Raw genomic sequence first — 22,892 nt, forward strand, 5'->3', positions numbered from 1 at the left:
CGGACCAATGCAAAAGATTAGAAAAGGCGACAAGGTCGTCGTGCTGGCCGGCAAGGACAAGGGCCGTTCGGGCGAAGTCCTCTCGGTTCAGCCGAAGGATGACACCGCGCTGGTGCGCGGCGTCAACATGATCCGTCGTCACCAGAAGCAGTCCCAGTCCCAAGAGGGCGGGATCATCACCAAGGAAGCGCCGATCCAGCTGTCGAACATCGCGCTGGCCGATCCGAAGGATGGCAAGCCGACCCGCGTCGGTTTCATCTTCCAGAAGGACGGCAAGAAGGTGCGCGTCGCCAAGCGCTCGGGAGAAGTCATCAATGGCTAAGGCTGAAAACAAGCAGGCGGCTGCCACCAACGTGCCGCGTCTCAAGAAGGTCTACAACGAGACCATCCGCAAGGCGCTGCAGGAGCAGTTCGGCTACGACAACGACATGCAGGTTCCGCGCCTCGACAAGATCGTGCTGAACATGGGCGTCGGCGAAGCAACCGCCGATTCCAAGAAGCCGTCGGTCGCCGCCGAGGACCTGGCGATGATCGCCGGCCAGAAGGCCGTCGTCACCCGCGCCCGCAACTCGATCGCTGGCTTCAAGGTCCGCGAGAACATGCCGATCGGCGCCAAGGTCACGCTGCGCAAGGAACGCATGTACGAGTTCCTCGACCGCCTCGTGAACATCGCACTGCCGCGCGTCCGCGACTTCCGCGGACTGAACCCTAAGAGCTTTGACGGCCGTGGCAATTACGCCATGGGCATCAAGGAACACATCGTGTTCCCGGAGATCAACTACGACAAGGTTGATCAGGTCTGGGGCATGGACGTCATCGTTTGTACGACGGCGAAGACGGACGACGAAGCCAGGGCATTGCTCAAGGCTTTCAACTTCCCCTTCCGCCAGTAACGGCAGCGAGAAAAGGAAAAATCTGAAATGGCAAAGACCAGCTCAGTCGAGAAGAACAACAGGCGCCGCAAGCTTGCCGACCAGTACGGTCCCAAGCGCGCTGCCCTGAAGGCGATCATCATGGATCAGTCCAAGCCGATGGAGGAGCGCTTCCGCGCTCAGCTCAAGCTTGCTGCCCTGCCGCGCAACTCGGCCAAGATCCGCATCCGCAACCGCTGCGAAGTCACCGGCCGTCCGCGTGCCTACTATCGCAAGCTCAAAGTATCGCGCATCGCGCTTCGTGATCTCGGCAACAACGGCCAGATCCCGGGCCTGGTCAAGTCGAGCTGGTAAGGAGGACATAACATGTCATTGAGCGATCCTCTCGGCGATATGCTGACCCGCATCCGCAACGCCTATGGCCGCAAGAAGTCGAGTGTCTCGACCCCGGCCTCGCGTCTGCGCACCCGCGTCCTCGACGTGCTGAAGGCTGAAGGCTATATCCGCGATTACAGCCAGACCGACTTCGACAACGGCAAGTCCGAGATCGAAATCGAGCTGAAGTATTTCGACGGTGCTCCGGTCGTGCGCGAAATCGCCCGCGTTTCGAAGCCCGGCCGCCGCGTTTACGTTTCGGCCAAGTCGATCCCGCACGTCGCCAACGGCCTCGGCATCGCCATCCTTTCGACACCGAAGGGCGTGATGGCCGACCATGAAGCACGCGAACAGAACGTCGGCGGCGAGATCCTCTGCCAGATCTTCTGATCTGGCAGCTCACCGCAAATTGGAATCCGGTCTTCGGATCGTTCCGAAGACAGAGACCTGAAACAAGAGAAGTGACGAGGACAACCTGATGTCTCGTATTGGAAAGAAACCCGTTTCGCTGCCGCAGGGCGTGACCGCGACCGTCAACGGCCAGACCGTGACGGCGAAGGGCCCCAAGGGCGAGCTGAAGTTCGTCGTGAACGACGAAGTGCTGGTCAAGATGGAAGGCAGCGAGATCGCTGTCCAGCCGCGCGACCAGACCAAGACCGCCCGCTCCAAATGGGGCATGTCGCGCACGCAGATCGTCAACATCCTGCAGGGCGTCAAGGACGGCTTCGAGAAGAAGCTCGAGATCACCGGCGTCGGCTATCGCGCCGCCTTGCAGGGCAAGAACCTGCAGTTGGCCCTTGGCTTCAGCCATGATGTCGTCTACGAGACGCCGGCCGGCATCACGATCACTGTCCCGAAGCCGACGGAAATCACCGTTGCCGGCATCGACAAGCAGCAGGTCGGCCAGGTTGCCGCGGAGATCCGCGAATACCGTGGTCCCGAGCCTTACAAGGGCAAGGGCGTCCGCTACGCTGGCGAGAAGATCGTCCGCAAGGAAGGCAAGAAGAAGTAATCGGCTCGGTCCTGGGAAGTTACGGACTTTTCGGACAGGACCAAGCCACGGAAATGTAACGCCGCGGGGAGCGGTCGCGGGAGGCGCTTCGCCTACCGCATATGGCGGCCCCCGACTCTGAAGGCAAGGAAGACACCATGGGTACCAAGGAAGCCATCCAGCGCCGCGCGCAGCGCGTCCGCCGCCAGCTCAAGAAGGTCGCCGGCGAGCGCCCGCGTCTTTCGGTGCACCGCACGTCGAAGAACATCTACGTCCAGGTGATCGACGACGCCAAGGGCCACACCATCGCAGCCGCCTCGACGCTCGAGAAGGACCTCAAGGGTTCGCTCAAGACCGGCGCCGACACCGCCGCCGCCGCCGCGATCGGCAAGCTGATCGCCGAGCGCGCCACCAAGGCCGGCGTCAAGGAAGTCGTTTTCGACCGTGGCCCGTACATCTATCACGGCCGCGTCAAGGCGCTGGCCGAGGCTGCCCGCGAAGGCGGTCTGAGCTTCTGATTTTTCGCCGCTGATGACCCAAAGCGGCATCGGCAATCAGCAACCCGTGCTTCCGGAAAAGAACAAGGAACAGGATATGGCACAGGAACGTAGGGAAGGCGGCCGCGGCCGCGAGCGTGAAGAGCGCGATGACGGCATGGTGGACAAGCTCGTCCACATCAATCGCGTCGCCAAGGTCGTCAAGGGTGGCCGCCGCTTCGGCTTTGCCGCGCTCGTCGTCGTCGGCGACCAGAAGGGCCGTGTCGGCTTTGGTCACGGCAAGGCGCGCGAAGTGCCGGAAGCCATCCGCAAGGCAACCGAGTCCGCCAAGCGCGACATGATCTTCGTGCCGCTGCGCTCGGGCCGCACGCTGCACCACGACGTTGAGGGACGCTGGGGTGCGGGCCGCGTGCTGCTGCGCGCCGCCAAGCAGGGTACCGGCATCATCGCCGGCGGCCCGATGCGCGCCGTCTTCGAGACGCTCGGCATGCATGACGTGGTCGCCAAGTCGATGGGGTCGTCCAACCCCTACAACATGGTTCGCGCCACCTTCGACGCGCTGAAGAGCCAGATGCATCCCAAGGATGTGGCTGCCGCGCGCGGCATCAAGTATTCGACCCTTCAGGCCCGCCGCGGCACCGCCGTCGCGGCTGAAGAATAGTCGATCTGACCAGGGATTTTGACCATGGCCAAGAAAGCAACCAAGACCATCACCGTTGAGCAGATCGGTTCGCCGATCCGCCGCCCGAAGGAACAGCGCGCCACGCTGGTCGGCCTCGGCCTCAACAAGATGCACAAGCAGCGCACGCTGGAAGATACGCCCTCCGTGCGCGGCATGATCGCCGCCGTCCAGCATCTCGTCCGCGTCGTGGACGAGGGCTGAGCCAAAGCGCAGGAGAACCCAGATGAAACTCAATGATCTGCGTGACAAGGACGGCGCGACGCATTCCAAGAAGCGTCTCGGCCGTGGCATCGGCTCCGGCTCGGGCAAGACCGCCGGTCGCGGCGTCAAGGGCCAGAAGGCGCGCTCCGGCGTTGCCGTCAACGGCTTCGAGGGCGGCCAGATGCCGCTCTACCGGCGCCTGCCGAAGCGTGGCTTCAACAACATCTTCGCCAAGAGCTTCGTCGTCGTCTCGCTGGCCCGTATCCAGCAAGCGGTCGATGCCAAGAAGCTCGATGCCAAGGCAACCGTGACGGCCGAGGCGCTTGTCGCCGCCGGTGTCATCCGTCGCGTCAAGGATGGCGTGCGCGTGCTGTCGGATGGCGAACTCAAGGCCGAGCTCGCCTTCGACGTCGCCGGCGCTTCCAAGGCCGCGATCGAGAAGATCGAGAAGGCCGGCGGTTCGGTGAAGCTGCCTGAAGTAGCCGCCGCCGAGTAACGGCGATTTGAAGCGCGATCGGGCAAGGATGATTTCGTTTTTGCCCTCGAAACGTGCTTCGATCTGATCAATTGGGCGGCCGCGTCAACGCGGCCGCTTGCATGTTTACAGCCCGGAGCTTATCTCGTGAGCTTCGGTGAAACGCGCCGCCTGACCTCACGGGCCATCAAGCGTTACCAAGCGGAGAATCAGGCATGGCTTCGGCTGCTGAACAACTAGCCTCGAATCTGAATTTCTCGGCCTTCGCCAAGGCGGAGGACCTGAAGAAACGCATCTGGTTCACCATCGGCGCCTTGCTCGTCTATCGTCTGGGCACCTACATCCCGCTTCCCGGCATCAATCCCGACGCTTTCGCCCAGGCCTTCTCCTCGCAGAGCAAGGGCGTGCTCGGCATGTTCAACATGTTCGCCGGCGGCGCCGTGCAGCGCATGGCCATCTTCGCGCTCGGCATCATGCCCTACATCTCCGCCTCCATCATCATGCAGCTGATGACCTCGGTCATCCCCTCGCTGGAAGCGCTGAAGAAGGAAGGCGAACAGGGCCGCAAGGTCATCAACCAGTACACGCGCTACGGCACCGTGCTTCTGGCGCTGGTGCAGGCCTATGGCATTTCGGTGGGCCTGGAGAACGGCAACGGCATCGTCAGCGATCCCGGCATGTTCTTCCGGATCTCGACCGTTGTCACCCTGGTCGGCGGCACCATGTTCCTGATGTGGCTCGGTGAGCAGATCACCGCGCGCGGCATCGGCAACGGCATTTCGCTGATCATCTTCTCCGGCATCGTCGCCGGCCTGCCGCATGCTATCTCCGGCACGCTGGAACTCGGCCGCACCGGTGCGCTGTCGACCGGCTTGATCCTGGCGATCATCGTTCTGGCCATCGTCGTTATCGCGCTCATCGTCTTCTTCGAGCGCGCCCAGCGCCGCCTGCTGATCCAGTATCCGAAGCGCCAGGTCGGCAACCGCATGTTCCAGGGCGACACCTCGCATTTGCCGCTCAAGCTCAACACGTCGGGCGTCATCCCGCCGATCTTCGCGTCGTCGCTGCTCCTGCTGCCGGCCACCATCGCCGGCTTCTCGCAGACGACCAACATGCCGGCCTGGGCCAGCACCATCCTGGCCTCGCTTGGCCACGGCCAGCCGCTCTACATGGCATTCTACGCGGCGATGATCGTGTTCTTCGCCTTCTTCTACACAGCGATTGTCTTCAACCCGAAGGACACCGCCGACCAGCTCAAGAAGCATTCGGGCTTCATCCCGGGCTATCGCCCGGGCGAGCGCACCGCCGATTATATCGATTACGTTCTCACCCGCATCACCGTCGTCGGCGCCATCTATCTGGTGCTGGTGTGCCTGCTGCCGGAGTTCCTGATCTCGGCGACTGGCGTACCATTCTACCTTGGTGGCACATCGCTTCTGATCGTGGTCAGTGTCACGCTCGATACGGTTGCGCAGATTCAGGGTCACCTGATCGCGCACCAGTATGAAGGCCTGATCAAGAAGTCGAAGCTGCGCGGGGGGAAGAAAGCCAGATGAGGTTGATTTTGCTTGGGCCGCCAGGGGCGGGCAAGGGGACACAAGCACAAAGACTGGTAGAAAAACACGGCATACCCCAGCTCTCGACGGGTGATATGTTGCGTGCCGCCGTCCAGGCCGGCACCGAGGTCGGCAAACGTGCCAAGGCGGTGATGGATGCCGGTGAACTGGTGTCCGATGCCATCGTCAACGCCATCGTCGCCGAACGGATCGATCAGACGGACTGCGCCAAGGGGTTCATCCTCGACGGCTACCCACGCACGCTGGTGCAGGCCGATGCGGTTGAATCGATGCTTTCGGAGCGCGGCATTGGTCTCGACACGGTCATCGAACTCGTCGTCGACGACCGGGCCCTGGTCGGCCGTATCGTCAAGCGCGCCGAGGATGCCAAAGCCGCCGGCCAGCCGGTGCGCAAGGATGACAATCCCGCCGTGTTCGAAGAGCGCCTGCGGGAGTACTACAAGAAGACCGCGCCGCTGACCGGCTACTACTACGCCAAGGGCAGGCTCAAGACTGTCGACGGCATGGCCAGCATCGACGCGGTAACCGCCGAGATCGAGACCGTGCTCGCGGCAGCCGCAAAGGCGCGGTAAGGGAATCTAAAGATTAAGCTTGACGGAGGCGGTTCGCTGCGGTATGGCGGCCCGTCTCCTATCAGATGCGCACTTTGCTTGTCCGCAAGGGCAAGGCAGTCGCTTTGAACTGGAAACTCCCGCAAGGGCCGGCCTCCACCGGACGCGGGGTAATTTGAACAGCGCCAGGATCTGCCTTGTTGAAGGTTGTCCGGTCCACATGGAGAAGAGAAGAACATGGCTCGTATAGCCGGCGTCAACATTCCGACCAACAAGCGCGTCGTCATCGCGCTTCAGTACATTCACGGCATTGGCAAGAAGTTCGCCCAGGAGATCGTCGACAAGGTCGGCATCCCCGCCGAGCGCCGCGTCAACCAGCTGACCGACGCGGAAGTGCTGCAGATCCGCGAGACCATCGATCGCGATTACCAGGTCGAAGGTGACCTGCGTCGTGAAGTGTCGATGAACATCAAGCGTCTCATGGACCTTGGCTGCTACCGCGGCCTGCGTCACCGCCGCTCGCTGCCGGTTCGCGGTCAGCGCACCCATACCAATGCACGTACCCGCAAGGGCCCGGCCAAGTCGATCGCCGGCAAGAAGAAGTAAGAGAGTGAGTAGCTGGTAGTGGGTAGTGAATTGCGGCGTTGATGCCTGCACTGTCACTACTCACTAATTCACTGCTCACTTTTCCAGGTGGAGCCGCTGGCATTACGGCGGTGTAGAGATCAACTGAAAGGACTACCATGGCCAAGGAAGCCGCACGTGTTCGCCGCCGCGAACGCAAGAACATTTCGTCGGGCGTTGCCCACGTCAATTCGACCTTCAACAACACGATGATCACCATCACCGACGCGCAGGGCAATTCGATCGCCTGGTCGTCGGCCGGTGCCCAGGGCTTCAAGGGTTCGCGCAAGTCGACCCCGTTCGCCGCCCAGATGGCCGCCGAGGACGTCGCCAAGAAGGCCCAGGAACACGGCATGCGCATGCTCGAAGTCGAGGTCTGCGGACCCGGCTCCGGTCGTGAATCGGCGCTGCGCGCCCTGCAGGCGGCCGGCTTCACCATCACCTCGATCCGTGATGTGACGCCGATCCCGCACAATGGCTGCCGCCCGCGCAAGAAGCGCCGCGTCTAATACTATCGAACGCCGCGTGAACGCCCCAAAGGCGTTCCTCCACGGTATTCCAGGTCGCCCGCCACGATTGGATGGTGGCGGGTCAACGGAAGGAAAGCATCATGATCCAGAAAAATTGGCAGGAACTGATCAAGCCGAACAAGATCGAGTTCTCGTCGAAGAAGAAGACGCTGACCACGCTGGTCGCCGAGCCGCTCGAGCGTGGTTTCGGCCTGACGCTCGGCAACGCGCTGCGCCGCGTGCTTCTGTCTTCGCTGCGCGGTGCGGCGGTCACCGCCGTTCAGATCGACGGCGTTCTGCATGAATTCTCGTCCATCGCCGGTGTGCGCGAGGACGTGACCGACATCGTCCTCAACATCAAGGAAATCGCCATCCGCATGGAAGGCGATGGCCCCAAGCGCATGGTCGTTCGCAAGCAGGGCCCGGGTGCGGTTCTGGCCGGCGACATCCAGACGGTTGGCGACGTCGAGATCCTCAACCCCGACCACGTCATCTGCACGCTGGACGAAGGCGCTGAAATCCGCATGGAATTCACCGTCGACACCGGCAAGGGCTACGTGCCGGCCGAGCGCAACCGCGCCGAGGACGCGCCGATTGGCCTGATCCCGGTCGACAGCCTCTATTCGCCGGTCAAGAAGGTCTCCTACAAGGTCGAGAACACCCGCGAGGGCCAGGTTCTCGACTATGACAAGCTGACCATGACCATCGAGACCGACGGTTCGATCTCGGGCGAGGACGCGGTGGCTTTCGCCGCTCGCATCCTGCAGGACCAGCTTGGCCTGTTCGTCAACTTCGACGAGCCGCAGAAGGAAGTCGCCGCCGAAGCCGTCACCGAGCTCGCCTTCAACCCGGCGCTGCTCAAGAAGGTCGACGAACTCGAGCTTTCGGTGCGTTCGGCCAACTGCCTGAAGAACGACAACATCGTCTATATCGGCGATCTGATCCAGAAGACCGAAGCCGAGATGCTGCGCACCCCGAACTTCGGCCGCAAGTCGCTGAACGAGATCAAGGAAGTGCTGGCGGCCATGGGCCTCCATCTCGGCATGGAAGTGCCGGACTGGCCGCCGGAAAACATCGAAGACCTCGCCAAGCGTTACGAAGACCAATATTGAGCATGAATTCCAAGGATCGGCGGCGTGGGCCGCCCGATCCGACGGTCATGCGGAAAACCATCAGGGGCCGCGGCCTCTTGAACAACTGAAGAAGGAAAAGAGCCATGCGCCACGGTTTCAAAGGCCGCCGCTTCGCCCGCAGCATCAGCCATCGCAAGTCGATGTTCGCCAACCTCGCCGTGTCGCTGCTCGAGCACGAGCAGATCGTCACCACCTTGCCGAAGGCGAAGGACCTGCGTCCGATCGTCGAGAAGCTGGTGACGCTCGGCAAGCGCGGCGACCTGCACGCCCGCCGTCAGGTGATCGCCCAGATCGGCAATGAAGGCGTCGTCAAGCGCCTGTTCGACACCATCGCCCCGCGCTACGCCAACCGCAATGGCGGCTATCTGCGCATCATGAAGGCGGGCTTCCGTCACGGCGACAATGCCGCGATGGCGGTCATCGAATTCGTTGACCGCGACACCGAGGCCAAGGGCGCCGGCGACCGCGCCCGGCTTGAAGCCGAAGGCAGCAACGAAGACGCCGCGGCCGCATAAGCCACGATTTTTTCGGAAGAGTTCAAGGGGCCCGCGGGCCCCTTTTTCTTGTCCAGACATCGCGTATGGCCATATTGCCAGCATTTCCTGGCCCGGCTGGCTGCTTTCAGGCGAAAATATTCAGACTTCAGCGGCTTAGCCTTTCATTTTGCACATTCGTCGGGACAATGCGCCCGAACTCGCTTGGAGGATTCGCAATGCGCGCCAAAAGACTGTCCCTTGTTCTGCTCTGCGCCTTCATGGTGTTTGCAGCCGCACCGGCAGCCCGGCAGGCGCTGGCCGAGGACGCCGCCAAGCCCGCCGATCCAGGGCTCTCCGACGTGCTGACAGACCTGCTGCATGGCGTCGAAGGCGAGAACGCTACTTCAGGTCCAGACAAGCGCGTGCCCTTCGGCCGCGAGGAGGTCCAGCTTTCCTTCGCGCCGCTGGTCAAGCAAACGGCGCCCGCCGTGGTCAACGTCTATGCCTCCCAGACAGCCAAGGTCACATCGCCTTTCGATGGCGATCCGTTCTTCGAGGAATTCTTCGGCCGCGCGCAGCCGCGTGCGCAGTCATCGCTGGGCTCGGGCGTGCTGGTTGACCCAAGCGGTGTCATCGTCACCAATTTCCACGTCATCAAGAATGCCGACGAGGTCAAGGTGGCGACCGCCGACGGGCGCGAATTCACCAGCAAGGTGATGCTGAAGGACGAGACACTCGACCTTGCGGTGCTCAAGATCGAATCCGACAAGCCGTTCCCGGTCATCGCCATCGGCGATTCCGACGCGCTGGAGGTCGGCGACCTGGTGCTGGCCATCGGCAATCCGTTCGGCGTCGGCCAGACCACCACCAGCGGCATCGTTTCGGCCCTTGCGCGCAGCCATATCGGCGTTTCGGATTCGGGCTATTTCATCCAGACGGACGCCGCCATCAATCCAGGCAATTCCGGTGGCGCGCTGATCAACATGGGCGGCCAGCTTGTCGGCATCAACACCGCCATCTACAGCCGCAGCGGCGGTTCGATCGGCATTGGTTTCGCCATCCCCGCCAACATGGTGCGGGCGTTCGCCGATGCGGCCAAGGCCGGCCTCGATTTCTTCGAGCGGCCCTATATCGGCGCCGAGTTCGAAGCGGTGACGCCGCAGATCGCCGAATCGCTCGGCATGGAAAAGCCGACCGGGGCGCTGGTGTCGTCGGTCGAAGCGACAGGTCCCGCCGGTAAAGCCGGACTGAAGCCCGGCGATGTCGTGCTGCAGGTCAATGGCAAGGGGGTCGAAAGCATCGAAGCGCTCGACTATCGGATGGCGACGCTGTCGATCGGCACCAAGGCGAATTTCGCGATCCTGACAAAGGGACAGCAGGCGGCGATGGACATCGCCCTGGAACGTGCGCCGGAAGGTGCGAAAGCCTCGGAAGTGACGCTGCATGGCCGCAGCCCGTTCTCGGGCGCCAAGGTGTCGGAACTGTCGCCGCGGCTGGCCCAGAAGCTCGGCCTGCGCACCGATCTCAAGGGCGTGACGGTGATCGACATCAACCGTGATTCGCCGGCCGCCGATTTCGGCTTCCAGCCGGGCGACATCGTGCGCGAGGTCAACGGCACCAGCATCGACACCGCCGCGACGCTGGCGCAGGTTGCCCAGCAGGATACGCGCTGGTGGCGCTTTACCGTCGAACGCGGCGGGCAGATACTGCGCCAGGTGTTGCGTTACTGAGTTCAATCCAGAGGGACCGTGCTCCAACCGGATGACATCCCCAAGCTGAAGACATAGATGGCCGATCTGTTCAGCGTTGACGAACCGGAGAAGGTGCCGCCCGGGCGGCCGCTGGCCGACAGGTTGCGGCCGAAAAATCTTGGCGAGGTCGTCGGCCAGGAGCATCTGACGGGACCAGATGGCGCGCTGACCCGGCTGATCGGTTCCGGTTCGCTGGGATCGATGATCTTCTGGGGGCCGCCAGGCACCGGCAAGACCACGGTGGCAAGGTTGCTTGCCGGCGAAACCAGCCTTGCTTTCGAGCAGATATCGGCGGTGTTCTCAGGCGTCGCCGACCTCAAGAAAGTGTTCGAAGCAGCAAAGCTGCGCCGCGCCAACGGCCGCCAGACGCTGCTCTTCGTCGATGAGATCCATCGTTTCAACCGTGCCCAGCAGGATTCTTTCCTCCCCGTCATGGAGGATGGAACGGTCGTCCTGGTCGGCGCCACGACCGAAAACCCATCCTTCGAACTCAACGCGGCCTTGTTGTCGCGCGCGCGGGTCATGGTTTTTCATTCGCTCGGCGAAGACAGTATCGCCAAGCTGATGACGCGCGCGGAGGAGACCGAGGGCAGGGCGCTTCCGCTCGACGACGAAGCGCGCACGATGCTCATTCGCATGAGCGATGGCGACGGACGCGCCTCCCTGACGCTGGCCGAGGAAGTCTGGCGCGCGGCCAAACCTGGCGAGATATTCGATCCCGAAGGGCTGCAACGCATCGTCCAGCGCCGCGCGCCGATCTACGACAAGGGCCAGGACGGCCACTACAATCTGATCTCGGCGCTGCACAAGTCGGTGCGCGGCTCGGATCCCGATGCCGCGCTCTACTATCTCGCGCGCATGTTCGACGCCGGCGAGGATCCGCTCTATCTCGGCCGCCGGCTGGTGCGCATGGCGATGGAGGACATCGGCCTTGCCGATCCGCAGGCGCTGGTCGTCGCCAACGCCGCCAAGGACGCGTACGATTATCTGGGATCCCCGGAGGGCGAACTCGCCTTCGCCGAGGCCACCGTCTACCTCGCCACGGCACCCAAATCCAACGCCGTCTATACCGCCTTCAAGGCAGCCACGCGGGCCGCGAAGGAACATGGCTCGCTGCTGCCTCCGAAGCACATCCTCAATGCGCCGACCAAGCTGATGAAGGAAGAGGATTACGGCGCCGGCTATCGCTACGATCATGACGAGCCGGACGCCTTTTCGGGGCAGGACTATTTTCCGGAGAAGATGGGCCGCCAGACCTTTTATGATCCGCCTGAGCGCGGTTTCGAACGCGATATCAGGAAGCGGCTCGACTATTGGGCAAAGCTGCGCAAAGAGCGGGAATAGTCGGCTTGCGGAGCCCGGTGGCCTTGGCGGTGCGAAACGAGGCCTCGCCCTGGGGCATTTCCACTTCGGTTCTCCTGCACGCACTGCTCGCCGCCACGGTCATGTTGATACCAGTGCCGAAACCTCCGATCCGGCCCGAGGAGGAGCGCGTCTCGGTAGATATCCTGACGCAACAGCAGTTCGAGGCTTCGACAAGACAGCCTTCACCGCCCGCCGAAGCGGCGCCCAGCGCGCCCATGCCCGAGGCGCCGGCTCCGACGCCAAGCGCTCCCCAGTCTCCCGCCGCGCCCGCCATGATTCGTCCGACGCGGATGTTGTCGGCCAAGACGCTCGCCGATCCGCGTAGCAGGCAAGCCCGCGCCGATCTCGAGACCTTCGCGTCCGACGAGCGCATGGTGCAGCTATGCAATCTGGAAGCCATGGATCAGATCCGCCAATGGCGCGCGGATTTCCAGCCGGAGCGCGTGGTGCCCTACGCAACCGCCGAGGAAAAAATCACAGGCACGACGATCGCCGCTGCTGGCGCGGCTTTTCGCAGCCGTAAAAACTGGTACAGTCTGAAGTTCAAATGCCAGCTCGCGCAGAACGGCGAAAGCGTCATTGGCTTTGAATTCCTGGTCGGTGATCCCGTGGCCAGGGACAAATGGGACGAGCTTGGCTTGCCGGCAGTGCATTGACTGCCCGGCGGGCTCCACCAGGCAGCCAGCCCGGCCAGACACCATGGCCGTTGTGCGGTGACCCAAAAAACCTTATCAAGGCGCACGGTCGGGCGGTGGCCGTTGCCATGATTTGGGCACCTCATTCGCAACAGGATCGCGCTTCGCGCGTGGAAAAATGACAAAAACCCTTCGCAAATCCCTTCGCAAATTCGCCATTGCCATCCCGCTTCTCGCCCTTGGCTTCTATTTCATTCCGATCCTGACGACGATCTTCATCGTCTGTGGCCTGATCGACGTGCTGCGCAACCAAAGGAAGGATCTGGCGCTGTTCAGCGGCTATTTCCTTGGCAATGGGCTCTTTACCTGGTTGCTCTCACCCTTCAACCTGCTGGTCGATCTCCTGTGCTACAGGAACCCCGGCGTGTGGAAGCTGGAGCAGTTTCCCGCCGACTATCAGCGTGAGGTCAACGAGGTCCTGGATGTCTTCAAGGCGCGCAAGGACGAGATCATCGCCGATATCGACGCCAATTTCGGCACCGGCCGCCGCGGCATGTATGTCTATCAATGGTACGGCAAGCACCGGATCGACAACGTCGCTGAATTCAACAAGGATTTCAAATACATCAAGACCATTGCCGTTTCGGTTTTCAGGGGCAAGGAATCGACCTCCTGGCATTTCGGGCCGCTACGGCTCAGCCTGCGCATTCTCTACAATCTGCTGCCCGTAAAGGCGGAGGTTTTCGTCGAGTGCAACAACGCCAGGAACTACTGGCATGACAATCCGCTCTACATTTTCGACGACACGCTGCTGCACCGCTCGGTCAACGAGTATGATGGCCGCCGCTACTGCGTGTTCATGGACATTATCAGGCCGTCGCCATTCCCGGGCCTGATCGCAGGCATGCTTGCGGTTGTTTCGGTGAGCGTCGAGCGCATCAACTCGATGTTCTACAAGAACTGGAAGATGATTGGCTCCTCCAAGCCAAAGAAGGTCGAAACCACCTGAGGTAAAAGCTGTCATGCTGCCGGCGCCGCCGGCGGCATTCTGGCGCGCTTTGCCTGGCGCGTCATTTCCCTCGCGCGTCGCCACCATGCCTGCGACGGCTTTCCGGTCGCGTCGTCAATCCTTGTGGTGACAATGCATTAAAGTATGCACCCTATGATGATTATGCGAATTTGAAGGTTCTATTCCGAGCGGCGAATATTATTCGCGGTATCGCTAATGTTCGCGCTTGATCGGTTGAGTCTATTTTCCTCGGTGGCTTGGGTGGAAAGTTTCAGAAATTTTAGATTTTGGTTCGCGCTTTACGTTTGTAGCGCGTTGCTGTGCGTAGCCATTACCGCGGCATATATAAATCTGGAAGATCCCGTTTATTATTGGGATTTCGACGCCTATTTCAAGGCATTCAACCAGCAAGGCGAATTTCTGGTCCAGGAGCCGGTCCAATGGCTGCGTCAGTTGAGGGCGTCCATCAAGGCGGATGATTACAGTGTGGCGGCTCTGGCGCCGCTGATGCCGTTTCACATATTCTTTGGCGGCTCGAGGCTTTCATACGTCGCGGCGATAGTCGTGGTCTATTTGGTCCCCACCGCGCTCTTTGTGGGAAGACTGAGCTATCTGGAGGCGATAGCCGAAACGCGCTCGTCGCAAAGCTGGCTCGCCGTGTTGATTGCGGCCCTTCTGTACACGCCGTTCTGGGCCGCGACACTTCGTGGGATGCCCGATGTCGGTGGTTCCTTGGCGCTTGTCGCGGCGACCTATTTTTTCTGGAAATCAAAATTCCTCACCCGCGAGCCCGTGGTCAGTGGCATACGCGTCGGGGCATATGTCTGGTTGGCATTCATGCTGCGCCGCTGGTACGCATATTCCGCCGTCGCGCTCGCGATTTCCGCGGTCTTCTTTTGTTTGTTGCGGATCGCAAAAGACCGAGACTTCGCCGCGCTCCGGAATGCGGTCCTGGGGGGCATGTGTGCGCTTGCCGCTATCGCCGGAGCCGCATGGATTTTCCAGGCGCCCCTCATACTCAAGATCCTGGGGACCAACTACGGTGACCTCTACGCCGGATACAAGACCGACTTGCTCTCGCAACTTGGCCAGGTAGGAGCCAGGATCAGTTTTGCGAACTGGTTACTCGTAGCGTTGGGCCTTTATTTTTCAATAGTACGCCGCAACCACTTTGCCTTGTTTTGCGCCGCCGCCTCTGCACTGACTTTTTTCCTTTTTACCCGAACGCAGGATCCAGATCGCCATCACTCAATACCGATGTTTCTTTGGCTTTTTCCCGCATATGCCCAAGCAATCGTTGCAATCGTTTCGATGCCGGCATTGAGGTCGCGATGGTCGGTTGCCGCCATTGCCGTCTTGGCTGGATGTGCATTTTTGGGCACTTTCTTTCCAGTTGGGCGTCAGGCGCTGGCTCCGATCAGTTACGTCTTTGCCAGGGAAGCTACACTTCCTCTGCACCTGGACAATCAGCCGGAGTATCGTCGCCTTATCGGCGACCTTCTCGGCAGGATGGGCCCTGAGGATCGCTTTTCCGTATTTGCGTCCGATTTGGTCATGAACGACTGGATGTTGGTCGGCATGGATGGCCATCTGTCCGCTCACATCGAGTGGACTTGCCAAGTTGACAGCCGCGACAGATTCGGACCGAGAGCGTTGAAATCCAGATATGCCGTCGTGACCGATCCGCCTGTGGTGCATCTGCAGGCGGGAGCGCAGCTCTGCATAACGATCCCCGACCAGCAGATACTCGCAGGCACGGGTGTCGGCGCCGCATACAGGCGCATTGGCGCATATCGGTTGTCCGGAGGCTTCAACGGTTACCTTTATGAGCAGGTTCGCCCGGTCAGCGCGGCTGAAGTCGATACTCTCTACGGTGAGTTCAGGAAAAAATATCCGGACTGGGCGACGCCTGACTGGTGACGGCCGCGCGGCTGTCCGCTCCTGGCAAGCCGCGGCGTCGCGGTTAGGACCATCGTCCTACAGCGCTATGGCGGCGTGGAAGCACACCGATCTCATCATTGAGGTGGTGCCGGGCATTGACGTGGTGCCAGGCAGGGGCGGCATGTTCTCGCTCGACAATGGCCGCGAAAGGCGGTTCCTGACGCGGTCGACCGTCCGTCCCCTCTCCGGGGCGGCGTCACCGGCTTCAAGGGATTGACGCCGGCGCCTTCGCAGGGGCAGTAACGGCTATGTTCAATCTGCTTCTTGTCGTTGTCGGTGGCGGGCTTGGTGCCGGCATCCGCTATTTGACCAATATGGGCGCGCTGCGCCTCGTCGGCCCCAACTATCCCTGGGGCACGATGGCGATCAACATCATCGGCTCCTTTGCCATGGGGCTGTTCATCGCCACCCTGGCGCGCCGCGGCGGATCGAACGAGCTCAGACTCTTCGTCGCCACCGGCATCTTCGGCGGCTTCACCACTTTCTCGGCCTTTTCGCTCGACTTCGCGACACTGTGGGAGCGGGGCGCCACGCTGCCGGCGTTTGGCTATGCGCTTGCAAGCGTCATTGGCGCGATCATTGCCCTGTTTCTGGGACTTTGGCTCGCAAGAAGCCTGCCATAAAGCACACCATGGCATGCTTTATGGTTTTGGGCGGCGAGCATTAGTGCTATTGCCGCGCCAAACGCAGCGGGCCAAGAGCCCTGCTCGGGAAACGGATAAGCGAAAAAGACATGGCAGGCGTTGAACAGATCACGGTGGAGGCCGGCGAGGCGGGCATGCGGCTCGATCGCTGGTTCAAGACCCATTTTCCAGGACTTGGCTTCGGCCACCTGCAGAAACTGCTGCGCTCCGGCCAGATCCGTGTCGATGGCGGTCGGGTCAAGGCCGACACCCGTGTCGAGCCTGGCCAGATGGTGCGCGTTCCGCCGCTCGAGGTGGACAAGAAGGGTGAGAGCGCGCTCACCGGCCACTCGATCCGCAACCAGGGCGACGCCGATGTACTCGCCAAGATGCTGATCCACGAGGACCCGAAGGTCTTCGTCTTCAACAAGCCGGCCGGCCTCGCCGTTCAGGGCGGTTCCGGCGTCACGCGCAATGTCGATGACATGCTGGAAGCCTGGCGCAACCAGAAGGGCGAGAAGCCGCGGCTGGTGCATCGCCTCGACCGTGACACGTCGGGCGTGCTGGTCGTCGCCCGCACCCGGCTGGCCGCCATGAAGCTGTCGGAAGCATTTCGCGCTCGTGAAACCAAGAAGACGTACTGGGCACTGGTCAAGGGCGTGCCGCCCAAGCGCGAGGACAAGATATCGACCTGGCTGATCAAGGAGCCGACGCCCGACGGCGACCGCGTGCGCATTGCCGCGCATGGCGAAAAGGGTGCCGACCACGCGGTCTCTTACTACCGTATCATCGAGCAGGCGGCGCAGACCATGACATGGCTGGAGATGGAGCCCTATACGGGCCGCACCCACCAGCTTCGCGTCCATGCCGCCTATATTGGCTGCCCGATCATCGGCGACCCGAAATACTTCGAGGCCGACACCAACTGGGATTTTCCCGGCGGCATTCAAAACCGCCTGCATCTGCACGCGCGCCGCATCATCATCCCGCATCCCGACAAGGGCGTCATCGACGTCACCGCGCCGATGCCGCCGCATATGCGCCAGAGCTGGAACCTGATCGGCTTCGACGACGCCAGCGCGGAGGATTGACCGTGAGCGGCGCCGCCGACGCGCTTGATCGGCGCGACACAATCGATATGGCCGCCGCCGCCATCATGGTCGGTCTGACCTTTTCCTGGGGGCTGAACTACGTTGCCGCCAAGATTTCCTACGCCGGCTACGACCCCGTTTTCCTGTCGATCGCGCGCTCGATCATCGGTGGGCTCTGTGTTTTTCTCTGGTGCCGCTGGCGCGGCGTAGCGCTGTTCGCGCACGACGGCACATTGCTTGCCGGCATCGCGGTCGGCGTGCTGTTCGGCATCGAATTCCTCTGTCTTTATGTCGGCCTGGAGCACACGACGGTTGCCCGCAACACGCTGCTCGTCAACTCGATGCCGTTCTGGATGCTGATTGGCGGTCACTTTCTGCTCGGCGAGCAGATCACCATGCGCAAGTTCCTTGGCCTGCTATTGGCCTTCGCGGGGCTTGCCGCCGTCTTTTCCGATAAACTCGGCGGGGGTGGTGACATGTTGTTCGGCGACCTGCTGAGCCTGGGCTCCGGATTCTTCTGGGCCCTGACAAATATCCTCATCAAGCGCTCGAAACTGGTCGAGGCAAGTGCGGAGAAGCTGCTGCTCTACCAACTCGCCGGCGCGGCGATCGTTGGCGTGCTGGTGCTGCCTCTCGCCGGGCCGCCGGTCCGGGATCCCTCCTTGCTGCCGACACTGGCGCTGCTTTTCCAGGCGATCTACATCGTCGCTTTCACCTACGTACTGTGGTTCTGGTTGCTACGCCGCTATCCCGCCTCCGGCTTGTCCAGTTTCACCTTCCTGTCGCCGGTTTTCGGTGTTTTGTCCGGGGCGATCATCTTGAACGAGCCGCTGACCATTCGCATTTTCCTGGCACTTGGCTTGATTGCGGCCGGCCTGATCATCGTCAACCGGCCGGCGCGCAAGCTGACGCCGGTTTGAAAGAGATTTTTATGCGCGATATCCTCAACGACCTCGAAGCGGGCAAATATCTCTCCGACCCGGATCCGGTGCGTCGCGCCCAGATTCAGATGAAGACGCCGCTTCCCAGGCGCTTCTACAAGGAGGTGTCGGTCGCGCCGGTGGAAGGTGGCTTTGCCGTCCATCTCGACGGCAAGCCTGTGCGCACCCCGGGCAAGGCACTGCTGGCGCTGCCGACCGAGGCGGCCGCGGCGCTGGTCGCCGATGAGTTCGCGCAGCAGGGCGAGACGATCAATCCGGTGACGATGCCGGTGATGCGGCTGGCCAACACCGCCATTGACGGCGTCGCAACCGACCCGCAGGCCGTGCTGGAAGACGTACTGCGCTTTGCCTCGTCAGATATGCTCTGCTATCGCGCCGACGCCCCGCAAGGGCTGGTCGAGCGGCAGAACGAGCAGTGGGATCCCGTCATCGACTGGGCCCGTGCTTCGCTTGGGGCTCGCTTCAACCTTGCCGAGGGTATCATCCATGTCGAGCAGCCGCGCGAGACCATTGCCGTGCTGGGCAGCCATTTGGCGCAGCGCGCCGAGCCGCTGCGCCTGGCCGCCATTCATGTCATGACATCGCTGACCGGCTCCGCACTGCTGGCGCTCGCCGTCGATTTCGGCGCGCTCGACGGCGAGGAGGCCTGGGCCGCCGGCCATGTCGACGAGGATTGGCAGATCGCGCAGTGGGGACAGGACGCCGAAGCCGTCGCGCGCCGCGCCGCCCGCAAACGCGACATGATGGCCGCCGTCAGTCTGCTTGAAGCGCTGCGGGCCTGAGCGCGACGCCCGCCTTCGCACTGCACCTAATACGAAAGTCATAATCCCATCGTCGCGGTGCCTTTCCCCGGCGCTTTCTGCCATTTTTCCTGTGTTGGCTGCGTTTTGTGAGTCCGCGTTCGGAGGAGAACGCGGACGTTGGCGCACAGCATCGAGGACTGGGTCTCACGGGAGGATAACTCAATGGCAATGGCATCGACCGCCGGCGGAACGAGCCGCGGCATGACGCGGGAAGAGAAGAAAGTCATCTTCGCTTCCTCGCTGGGCGCGGTTTTCGAATGGTACGATTTCTATCTCTATGGCGCGCTGGCGGCCGCGATCGGCACGACATTCTTCAACTCGTTTCCCGAAAGTACCCGCTACATCTTCACGCTGCTGGTTTTCGCCGCCGGTTTCATCGTGCGTCCCTTCGGCGCGCTGGTGTTCGGCCGCATCGGCGATCTCGTCGGCCGCAAATACACGTTTCTAATGACCATCATGATCATGGGCCTTTCGACCTTTCTGGTCGGCCTGCTTCCCGGTTCCGAGACCTGGGGTATCGCGGCGCCCATCCTGCTGATCGCGCTGCGCATGCTGCAGGGCCTGGCGCTTGGTGGTGAATATGGCGGTGCCGCGACCTATGTCGCCGAACATGCGCCCGACGATCGGCGCGGCTTCTACACGTCATGGATCCAGACGACCGCGACGCTCGGCCTTTTCCTGTCGCTGATCGTCATCCTGATCGTGCAGAACTCCTTGAGCAAGGAGGCGTTCGCGGCCTGGGGCTGGCGCATTCCCTTCATCGTTTCAGCCGTATTGCTCGCGATTTCGGTCTGGATCCGTCTGTCGCTCTCGGAATCGCCGACCTTCCTGCGCATGAAGGAGGAGGGCAAGAGTTCCAAGGCGCCGCTGTCTGAAGCCTTCGGCCAGTGGAAAAATGCCAAGATCGCGATCCTCGCGCTGTTCGGCCTGACCGCCGGCCAGGCCGTCGTCTGGTACAACGGCCAGTTCTACGCGCTGTTCTTCCTGGCCAATGTGCTCAAGGTCGATGCGCAGTCGGTCAACATCATGATCGCCATTGCGCTCGCGCTCGGCACGGGCTTCTTCGTCTTTTTCGGCTGGTTGTCCGACAAGATCGGCCGCAAGCCGATCATCATGGCTGGCCTTGCGCTGGCGGTCGTCACCACCTTCCCGCTGTTCAAGGCACTGACCTGGGCCGCCAACCCGGCTCTCGCCACCGCGCAACAGAACACGCGCGCCACGGTGACAGCAGCCCCTGGAGACTGCAACTTCCAGTTCAATCCGACCGGAACACGCGTACCCGTGACGTCCTGCGATATCGCAACCGACTTCCTTTCCAAGAACTCGGTGCCTTACGATATCGTTTCGACAGCGGCGGCCGGCACGGCGGCAACCGTCAAGATCGGCAACGAGACCGTGACGTCCTATGACGCGGCGGCCGCTGGCGACAAGAAGGCTGCAAGCGACACCGTCTTCAAGAAGTCGGTTAACATGGCTCTTCAGGACGGCGGTTATCCGCTGAAGCGCGCTGCCGCCAAGGTCGCCGACCAGAAGCTCGACGCCTTCGTCGCCGCCAATCCGGAACTGAAGCTCGATACCGCGGCCATCCGTGGCGGCGAGAAGGCAACGGTTCCGGTCGAGCAGGCGATCAAGGACAAGGTGCTGACCAAGGATGAGGCGGCCGGCGCCCCTGAGGTGACCGTCTACTCCATTCCGGCAGCGGGTGCGTTCGCGATGTTTGCCGATCCCGCACAAGTCAACTGGGCGCAGGTCATCGGCATCCTGTTCATCCTGGTCCTCTACGTGACCATGGTCTACGGACCGATCGCGGCGATCCTGGTCGAGATGTTTCCGACCCGCATCCGCTACAGCGGCATGTCGCTGCCCTATCACATCGGCAATGGCTGGTTCGGCGGACTGCTGCCCGCGATCGTGTTCGCGTTCAGCGCGTACAAGGGCGATATCTACTATGGACTCTGGTACCCGGTGGTCATCGCCGCGATGACGCTGATCATCGGCATGATCTTCGTCAAGGATACGCTTGGGACCGATCTGCGGACCAAGGAGTAGTCGATCGCCGATATGAATAAAAAGCCCGGCGCGAGCGATCGCGCCGGGCTTTTTCATGCAAACTCGATGCTGAAGGCGTCAGCTCTTCCGCTGCGAATTCTCTTCCTCGACGGCGGCTTCGTGGTACCAGCCATCGGAATCGGCGTGCTCGCCGCGAAGCGCGGCAAGCTCTGCCGCGAATTTGGCCTTGGCGCCTAAATTTAAGGCAGGCCTGCGCGCTGCCAGCGGGAACATCAGGATTGTTGCCGACGGACGGGAAGGGGCGACTTCCATGGGCGCTCTCCTTTCTTCTTCGGGAGCTTGTCGATTCAGTCTCGCCACAACATAGGTCTTGCGATTCCTTTAGGCAATATGCCTACGAAAAGATCATTATCTGCCTAATATATATGCAAAATTGATGTTTGACTGATCTTGACCCATTGATGAGGTGGCTCAACAAATCCGCCCTCATCTCCCTGTCATTTTGCCGCACCGGCCGACACCGGAGTGGCATACGAATTGCATTTTATTAATTGGCAGCGCCGGCTGCCGACGGCGGACCCGTGTCGACGCCGTCTGGTGTTCGGTGAACAAGCAACGAGAGGCTAGAATGACGAAATACAAGCTCGAGTATATCTGGCTCGATGGATACACCCCGGTCCCCAATCTGCGCGGCAAGACGCAGGTCAAGGAGTTCGCCGAATTCCCGACGCTCGAGGAGTTACCGCTTTGGGGCTTCGATGGCTCCTCCACGATGCAGGCCGAGGGCCACAGCTCCGACTGCGTGCTGAAGCCGGTCGCGGTTTATCCGGATCCGACCCGCACCAACGGCGTGCTGGTCATGTGCGAAGTCATGATGCCTGACGGCGTGACGCCGCACGCATCGAACAAGCGCGCCACTATTCTTGACGACGAGGGTGCCTGGTTCGGCTTCGAGCAGGAGTATTTCTTCTACAAGGACGGCCGCCCGCTCGGCTTCCCGGAGAGCGGTTATCCCGCCCCGCAGGGTCCGTACTACACCGGCGTCGGCTACAAGAACGTTGGCGATGTCGCACGCCAGATCGTCGAGGATCATCTCGACCTCTGCCTTGCCGCCGGGATCAACCATGAAGGCATCAACGCCGAAGTGGCCAAGGGCCAGTGGGAATTCCAGATCTTTGGCAAAGGCTCCAAGAAAGCCGCCGACCAGATGTGGATTGCTCGCTACCTGCTTCTGCGTCTCACCGAAAAATATCGCATCGACATCGAATTCCACTGCAAGCCGCTCGGCGATACCGACTGGAACGGCTCGGGCATGCACGCCAATTTCTCGACCGCCTATATGCGCGAAGTCGGCGGCAAGGCGTATTTCGAATCGCTGATGGCGCAGTTCGACAAGAACCTGATGGACCACATCGCCGTCTACGGTCCCGACAACGACAAGCGTCTGACCGGCAAGCATGAGACCGCGCCGTGGAACAAGTTCAGCTACGGCATCGCGGACCGTGGCGCTTCGATCCGCGTGCCGCACTCCTTCGTCAAGAACGACTACAAGGGCTATCTGGAAGACCGTCGTCCGAACTCGCAAGGCGACCCCTACCAGATCGCTTCGCAGATCCTGAAGACGATATCGCAAGTTTCGACAGCGGCTGTTTCGGCCGCCGCCTGACCTATATCTCGGGTGGATCGCAAGGTCCTTGCAGTACAGAAAAAAGCCTTGGCGCTCCGCGTCGGGGCTTTTTTCGTTATATTGCGAGTGGTGG

General features: G+C 61.7%; 27 protein-coding genes and 1 pseudogene. 27 read left to right on the forward strand and 1 reads right to left on the reverse strand.

Annotated elements, in window-relative coordinates:
- Window positions 1-7: 7 nt before the first annotated feature.
- From rplX to LB569_RS07005, 26 genes and pseudogenes are all read left to right on the forward strand, one after another.
- Window positions 8-322, forward strand: a complete 315-nt coding sequence (rplX, locus tag LB569_RS06880; RefSeq protein ID WP_006205456.1) for a 50S ribosomal protein L24 — start codon at window positions 8-10, stop codon at window positions 320-322.
- Complete coding sequence (gene rplE / locus LB569_RS06885; RefSeq protein WP_224691582.1) at window positions 315-893, forward strand: 50S ribosomal protein L5; 579 nt, start codon at window positions 315-317, stop codon at window positions 891-893. The genes rplX and rplE overlap by 8 nt, the downstream gene beginning before the upstream one ends.
- Window positions 894-920: 27 nt before the next feature.
- Window positions 921-1,226, forward strand: coding sequence for a 30S ribosomal protein S14 (rpsN, locus tag LB569_RS06890; protein ID WP_010909282.1), 306 nt, complete (start codon window positions 921-923; stop codon window positions 1,224-1,226).
- Window positions 1,227-1,238: 12 nt separating this feature from the next.
- Window positions 1,239-1,637, forward strand: coding sequence for a 30S ribosomal protein S8 (gene rpsH, locus LB569_RS06895; protein WP_006205453.1), 399 nt, complete (start codon window positions 1,239-1,241; stop codon window positions 1,635-1,637).
- An 88-nt stretch (window positions 1,638-1,725) separates the two neighbouring features.
- Window positions 1,726-2,259 (forward strand): 50S ribosomal protein L6, encoded by a 534-nt coding sequence (rplF, locus tag LB569_RS06900; RefSeq protein WP_013895694.1) that lies wholly within the window; start codon window positions 1,726-1,728, stop codon window positions 2,257-2,259.
- A 137-nt stretch (window positions 2,260-2,396) separates the two neighbouring features.
- A complete protein-coding gene (rplR, locus tag LB569_RS06905) occupies window positions 2,397-2,756 on the forward strand; it encodes a 50S ribosomal protein L18 (RefSeq protein WP_140701056.1) in 360 nt (119 codons plus the stop codon).
- Between the two features lie 76 nt (window positions 2,757-2,832).
- On the forward strand, window positions 2,833-3,396 hold the full coding sequence (gene rpsE / locus LB569_RS06910) for a 30S ribosomal protein S5 (RefSeq protein ID WP_032933400.1): 564 nt from the start codon (window positions 2,833-2,835) through the stop codon (window positions 3,394-3,396).
- A 24-nt stretch (window positions 3,397-3,420) separates the two neighbouring features.
- Window positions 3,421-3,618, forward strand: a complete 198-nt coding sequence (gene rpmD / locus LB569_RS06915) for a 50S ribosomal protein L30 (protein WP_006205449.1) — start codon at window positions 3,421-3,423, stop codon at window positions 3,616-3,618.
- Window positions 3,619-3,640: 22 nt separating this feature from the next.
- Entirely contained in the window at window positions 3,641-4,114 is a 474-nt protein-coding gene (gene rplO, locus LB569_RS06920) for a 50S ribosomal protein L15 (protein ID WP_224691583.1), read from the forward strand.
- 194 nt (window positions 4,115-4,308) lie between these two features.
- Window positions 4,309-5,649 carry a preprotein translocase subunit SecY gene (secY, locus tag LB569_RS06925; RefSeq protein WP_013895692.1) on the forward strand — a complete coding sequence of 447 codons (1,341 nt, stop codon included), beginning with the start codon at window positions 4,309-4,311 and terminating at the stop codon, window positions 5,647-5,649.
- Window positions 5,646-6,242, forward strand: a complete 597-nt coding sequence (locus LB569_RS06930) for an adenylate kinase (protein WP_224691584.1) — start codon at window positions 5,646-5,648, stop codon at window positions 6,240-6,242. The genes secY and LB569_RS06930 overlap by 4 nt, the downstream gene beginning before the upstream one ends.
- 216 nt (window positions 6,243-6,458) lie before the next feature.
- Complete coding sequence (gene rpsM, locus LB569_RS06935) at window positions 6,459-6,827, forward strand: 30S ribosomal protein S13 (protein ID WP_006205445.1); 369 nt, start codon at window positions 6,459-6,461, stop codon at window positions 6,825-6,827.
- 137 nt (window positions 6,828-6,964) lie between these two features.
- Window positions 6,965-7,354, forward strand: a complete 390-nt coding sequence (rpsK, locus tag LB569_RS06940; protein ID WP_006205444.1) for a 30S ribosomal protein S11 — start codon at window positions 6,965-6,967, stop codon at window positions 7,352-7,354.
- A 101-nt stretch (window positions 7,355-7,455) separates the two neighbouring features.
- On the forward strand, window positions 7,456-8,466 hold the full coding sequence (locus LB569_RS06945; RefSeq protein ID WP_006205443.1) for a DNA-directed RNA polymerase subunit alpha: 1,011 nt from the start codon (window positions 7,456-7,458) through the stop codon (window positions 8,464-8,466).
- Between the two features lie 104 nt (window positions 8,467-8,570).
- Entirely contained in the window at window positions 8,571-9,002 is a 432-nt protein-coding gene (gene rplQ, locus LB569_RS06950; protein WP_224691585.1) for a 50S ribosomal protein L17, read from the forward strand.
- A gap of 197 nt (window positions 9,003-9,199) precedes the next feature.
- Window positions 9,200-10,693, forward strand: coding sequence for a DegQ family serine endoprotease (locus LB569_RS06955; RefSeq protein ID WP_140701066.1), 1,494 nt, complete (start codon window positions 9,200-9,202; stop codon window positions 10,691-10,693).
- Window positions 10,694-10,750: 57 nt separating this feature from the next.
- Window positions 10,751-12,058, forward strand: a complete 1,308-nt coding sequence (locus LB569_RS06960; protein WP_140701068.1) for a replication-associated recombination protein A — start codon at window positions 10,751-10,753, stop codon at window positions 12,056-12,058.
- 236 nt (window positions 12,059-12,294) lie between these two features.
- Window positions 12,295-12,735 carry a DUF930 domain-containing protein gene (locus LB569_RS06965; RefSeq protein ID WP_224691586.1) on the forward strand — a complete coding sequence of 147 codons (441 nt, stop codon included), beginning with the start codon at window positions 12,295-12,297 and terminating at the stop codon, window positions 12,733-12,735.
- A gap of 157 nt (window positions 12,736-12,892) precedes the next feature.
- Entirely contained in the window at window positions 12,893-13,723 is an 831-nt protein-coding gene (locus LB569_RS06970; RefSeq protein ID WP_224534555.1) for an aspartyl/asparaginyl beta-hydroxylase domain-containing protein, read from the forward strand.
- Between the two features lie 216 nt (window positions 13,724-13,939).
- On the forward strand, window positions 13,940-15,643 hold the full coding sequence (locus LB569_RS06975) for a hypothetical protein (RefSeq protein WP_224691587.1): 1,704 nt from the start codon (window positions 13,940-13,942) through the stop codon (window positions 15,641-15,643).
- 61 nt (window positions 15,644-15,704) lie between these two features.
- Window positions 15,705-15,881, forward strand: a pseudogene (locus tag LB569_RS06980) (DUF779 domain-containing protein); the annotation flags it as partial.
- 31 nt (window positions 15,882-15,912) lie between these two features.
- Window positions 15,913-16,287: a fluoride efflux transporter CrcB gene (gene crcB, locus LB569_RS06985; protein WP_224534559.1), complete on the forward strand. Its 375-nt coding sequence runs from the start codon at window positions 15,913-15,915 to the stop codon at window positions 16,285-16,287.
- A 110-nt stretch (window positions 16,288-16,397) separates the two neighbouring features.
- Window positions 16,398-17,378, forward strand: coding sequence for an RluA family pseudouridine synthase (locus tag LB569_RS06990; protein ID WP_095091656.1), 981 nt, complete (start codon window positions 16,398-16,400; stop codon window positions 17,376-17,378).
- A 47-nt stretch (window positions 17,379-17,425) separates the two neighbouring features.
- A complete protein-coding gene (locus tag LB569_RS06995) occupies window positions 17,426-18,298 on the forward strand; it encodes a DMT family transporter (RefSeq protein WP_224691893.1) in 873 nt (290 codons plus the stop codon).
- An 11-nt stretch (window positions 18,299-18,309) separates the two neighbouring features.
- Entirely contained in the window at window positions 18,310-19,101 is a 792-nt protein-coding gene (locus LB569_RS07000; RefSeq protein ID WP_224691588.1) for an ATP12 family chaperone protein, read from the forward strand.
- Window positions 19,102-19,284: 183 nt separating this feature from the next.
- The gene (locus LB569_RS07005) at window positions 19,285-21,171 is read left to right on the forward strand and encodes an MFS transporter (RefSeq protein ID WP_224691589.1); all 1,887 of its coding nucleotides are present in this window, start codon (window positions 19,285-19,287) and stop codon (window positions 21,169-21,171) included.
- 78 nt (window positions 21,172-21,249) lie between these two features.
- Here the strand turns inward: LB569_RS07005 and LB569_RS07010 are convergent, their stop codons facing one another.
- Window positions 21,250-21,444 carry a DUF2735 domain-containing protein gene (locus LB569_RS07010; RefSeq protein WP_224534564.1) on the reverse strand — a complete coding sequence of 65 codons (195 nt, stop codon included), beginning with the start codon at window positions 21,442-21,444 and terminating at the stop codon, window positions 21,250-21,252.
- Between the two features lie 316 nt (window positions 21,445-21,760).
- Between LB569_RS07010 and LB569_RS07015 the strand changes: the two genes are divergently transcribed.
- On the forward strand, window positions 21,761-22,798 hold the full coding sequence (locus LB569_RS07015; protein ID WP_224691590.1) for a glutamine synthetase beta-grasp domain-containing protein: 1,038 nt from the start codon (window positions 21,761-21,763) through the stop codon (window positions 22,796-22,798).
- Window positions 22,799-22,892 lie beyond the last annotated feature (94 nt).

The sequence above is a fragment of the Mesorhizobium sp. BH1-1-4 genome, assembly GCF_020165665.1.
Taxonomy (GTDB): Bacteria; Pseudomonadota; Alphaproteobacteria; order Rhizobiales; family Rhizobiaceae; genus Mesorhizobium.

Bases quoted from the DNA above. Each gene is read 5' to 3' on its own strand.
- rplX (WP_006205456.1), top strand. From the start codon at position 8: ATGCAAAAGATTAGAAAAGGCGACAAGGTCGTCGTGCTGGCCGGCAAG.
- rplE (WP_224691582.1), top strand. From the start codon at position 315: ATGGCTAAGGCTGAAAACAAGCAGGCGGCTGCCACCAACGTGCCGCGT.
- rpsN (WP_010909282.1), top strand. From the start codon at position 921: ATGGCAAAGACCAGCTCAGTCGAGAAGAACAACAGGCGCCGCAAGCTT.
- rpsH (WP_006205453.1), top strand. From the start codon at position 1,239: ATGTCATTGAGCGATCCTCTCGGCGATATGCTGACCCGCATCCGCAAC.
- rplF (WP_013895694.1), top strand. From the start codon at position 1,726: ATGTCTCGTATTGGAAAGAAACCCGTTTCGCTGCCGCAGGGCGTGACC.
- rplR (WP_140701056.1), top strand. From the start codon at position 2,397: ATGGGTACCAAGGAAGCCATCCAGCGCCGCGCGCAGCGCGTCCGCCGC.
- rpsE (WP_032933400.1), top strand. From the start codon at position 2,833: ATGGCACAGGAACGTAGGGAAGGCGGCCGCGGCCGCGAGCGTGAAGAG.
- rpmD (WP_006205449.1), top strand. From the start codon at position 3,421: ATGGCCAAGAAAGCAACCAAGACCATCACCGTTGAGCAGATCGGTTCG.
- rplO (WP_224691583.1), top strand. From the start codon at position 3,641: ATGAAACTCAATGATCTGCGTGACAAGGACGGCGCGACGCATTCCAAG.
- secY (WP_013895692.1), top strand. From the start codon at position 4,309: ATGGCTTCGGCTGCTGAACAACTAGCCTCGAATCTGAATTTCTCGGCC.
- LB569_RS06930 (WP_224691584.1), top strand. From the start codon at position 5,646: ATGAGGTTGATTTTGCTTGGGCCGCCAGGGGCGGGCAAGGGGACACAA.
- rpsM (WP_006205445.1), top strand. From the start codon at position 6,459: ATGGCTCGTATAGCCGGCGTCAACATTCCGACCAACAAGCGCGTCGTC.
- rpsK (WP_006205444.1), top strand. From the start codon at position 6,965: ATGGCCAAGGAAGCCGCACGTGTTCGCCGCCGCGAACGCAAGAACATT.
- LB569_RS06945 (WP_006205443.1), top strand. From the start codon at position 7,456: ATGATCCAGAAAAATTGGCAGGAACTGATCAAGCCGAACAAGATCGAG.
- rplQ (WP_224691585.1), top strand. From the start codon at position 8,571: ATGCGCCACGGTTTCAAAGGCCGCCGCTTCGCCCGCAGCATCAGCCAT.
- LB569_RS06955 (WP_140701066.1), top strand. From the start codon at position 9,200: ATGCGCGCCAAAAGACTGTCCCTTGTTCTGCTCTGCGCCTTCATGGTG.
- LB569_RS06960 (WP_140701068.1), top strand. From the start codon at position 10,751: ATGGCCGATCTGTTCAGCGTTGACGAACCGGAGAAGGTGCCGCCCGGG.
- LB569_RS06965 (WP_224691586.1), top strand. From the start codon at position 12,295: ATGCCCGAGGCGCCGGCTCCGACGCCAAGCGCTCCCCAGTCTCCCGCC.
- LB569_RS06970 (WP_224534555.1), top strand. From the start codon at position 12,893: ATGACAAAAACCCTTCGCAAATCCCTTCGCAAATTCGCCATTGCCATC.
- LB569_RS06975 (WP_224691587.1), top strand. From the start codon at position 13,940: ATGTTCGCGCTTGATCGGTTGAGTCTATTTTCCTCGGTGGCTTGGGTG.
- crcB (WP_224534559.1), top strand. From the start codon at position 15,913: ATGTTCAATCTGCTTCTTGTCGTTGTCGGTGGCGGGCTTGGTGCCGGC.
- LB569_RS06990 (WP_095091656.1), top strand. From the start codon at position 16,398: ATGGCAGGCGTTGAACAGATCACGGTGGAGGCCGGCGAGGCGGGCATG.
- LB569_RS06995 (WP_224691893.1), top strand. From the start codon at position 17,426: ATGGCCGCCGCCGCCATCATGGTCGGTCTGACCTTTTCCTGGGGGCTG.
- LB569_RS07000 (WP_224691588.1), top strand. From the start codon at position 18,310: ATGCGCGATATCCTCAACGACCTCGAAGCGGGCAAATATCTCTCCGAC.
- LB569_RS07005 (WP_224691589.1), top strand. From the start codon at position 19,285: ATGGCAATGGCATCGACCGCCGGCGGAACGAGCCGCGGCATGACGCGG.
- LB569_RS07010 (WP_224534564.1), bottom strand. From the start codon at position 21,444: ATGGAAGTCGCCCCTTCCCGTCCGTCGGCAACAATCCTGATGTTCCCG.
- LB569_RS07015 (WP_224691590.1), top strand. From the start codon at position 21,761: ATGACGAAATACAAGCTCGAGTATATCTGGCTCGATGGATACACCCCG.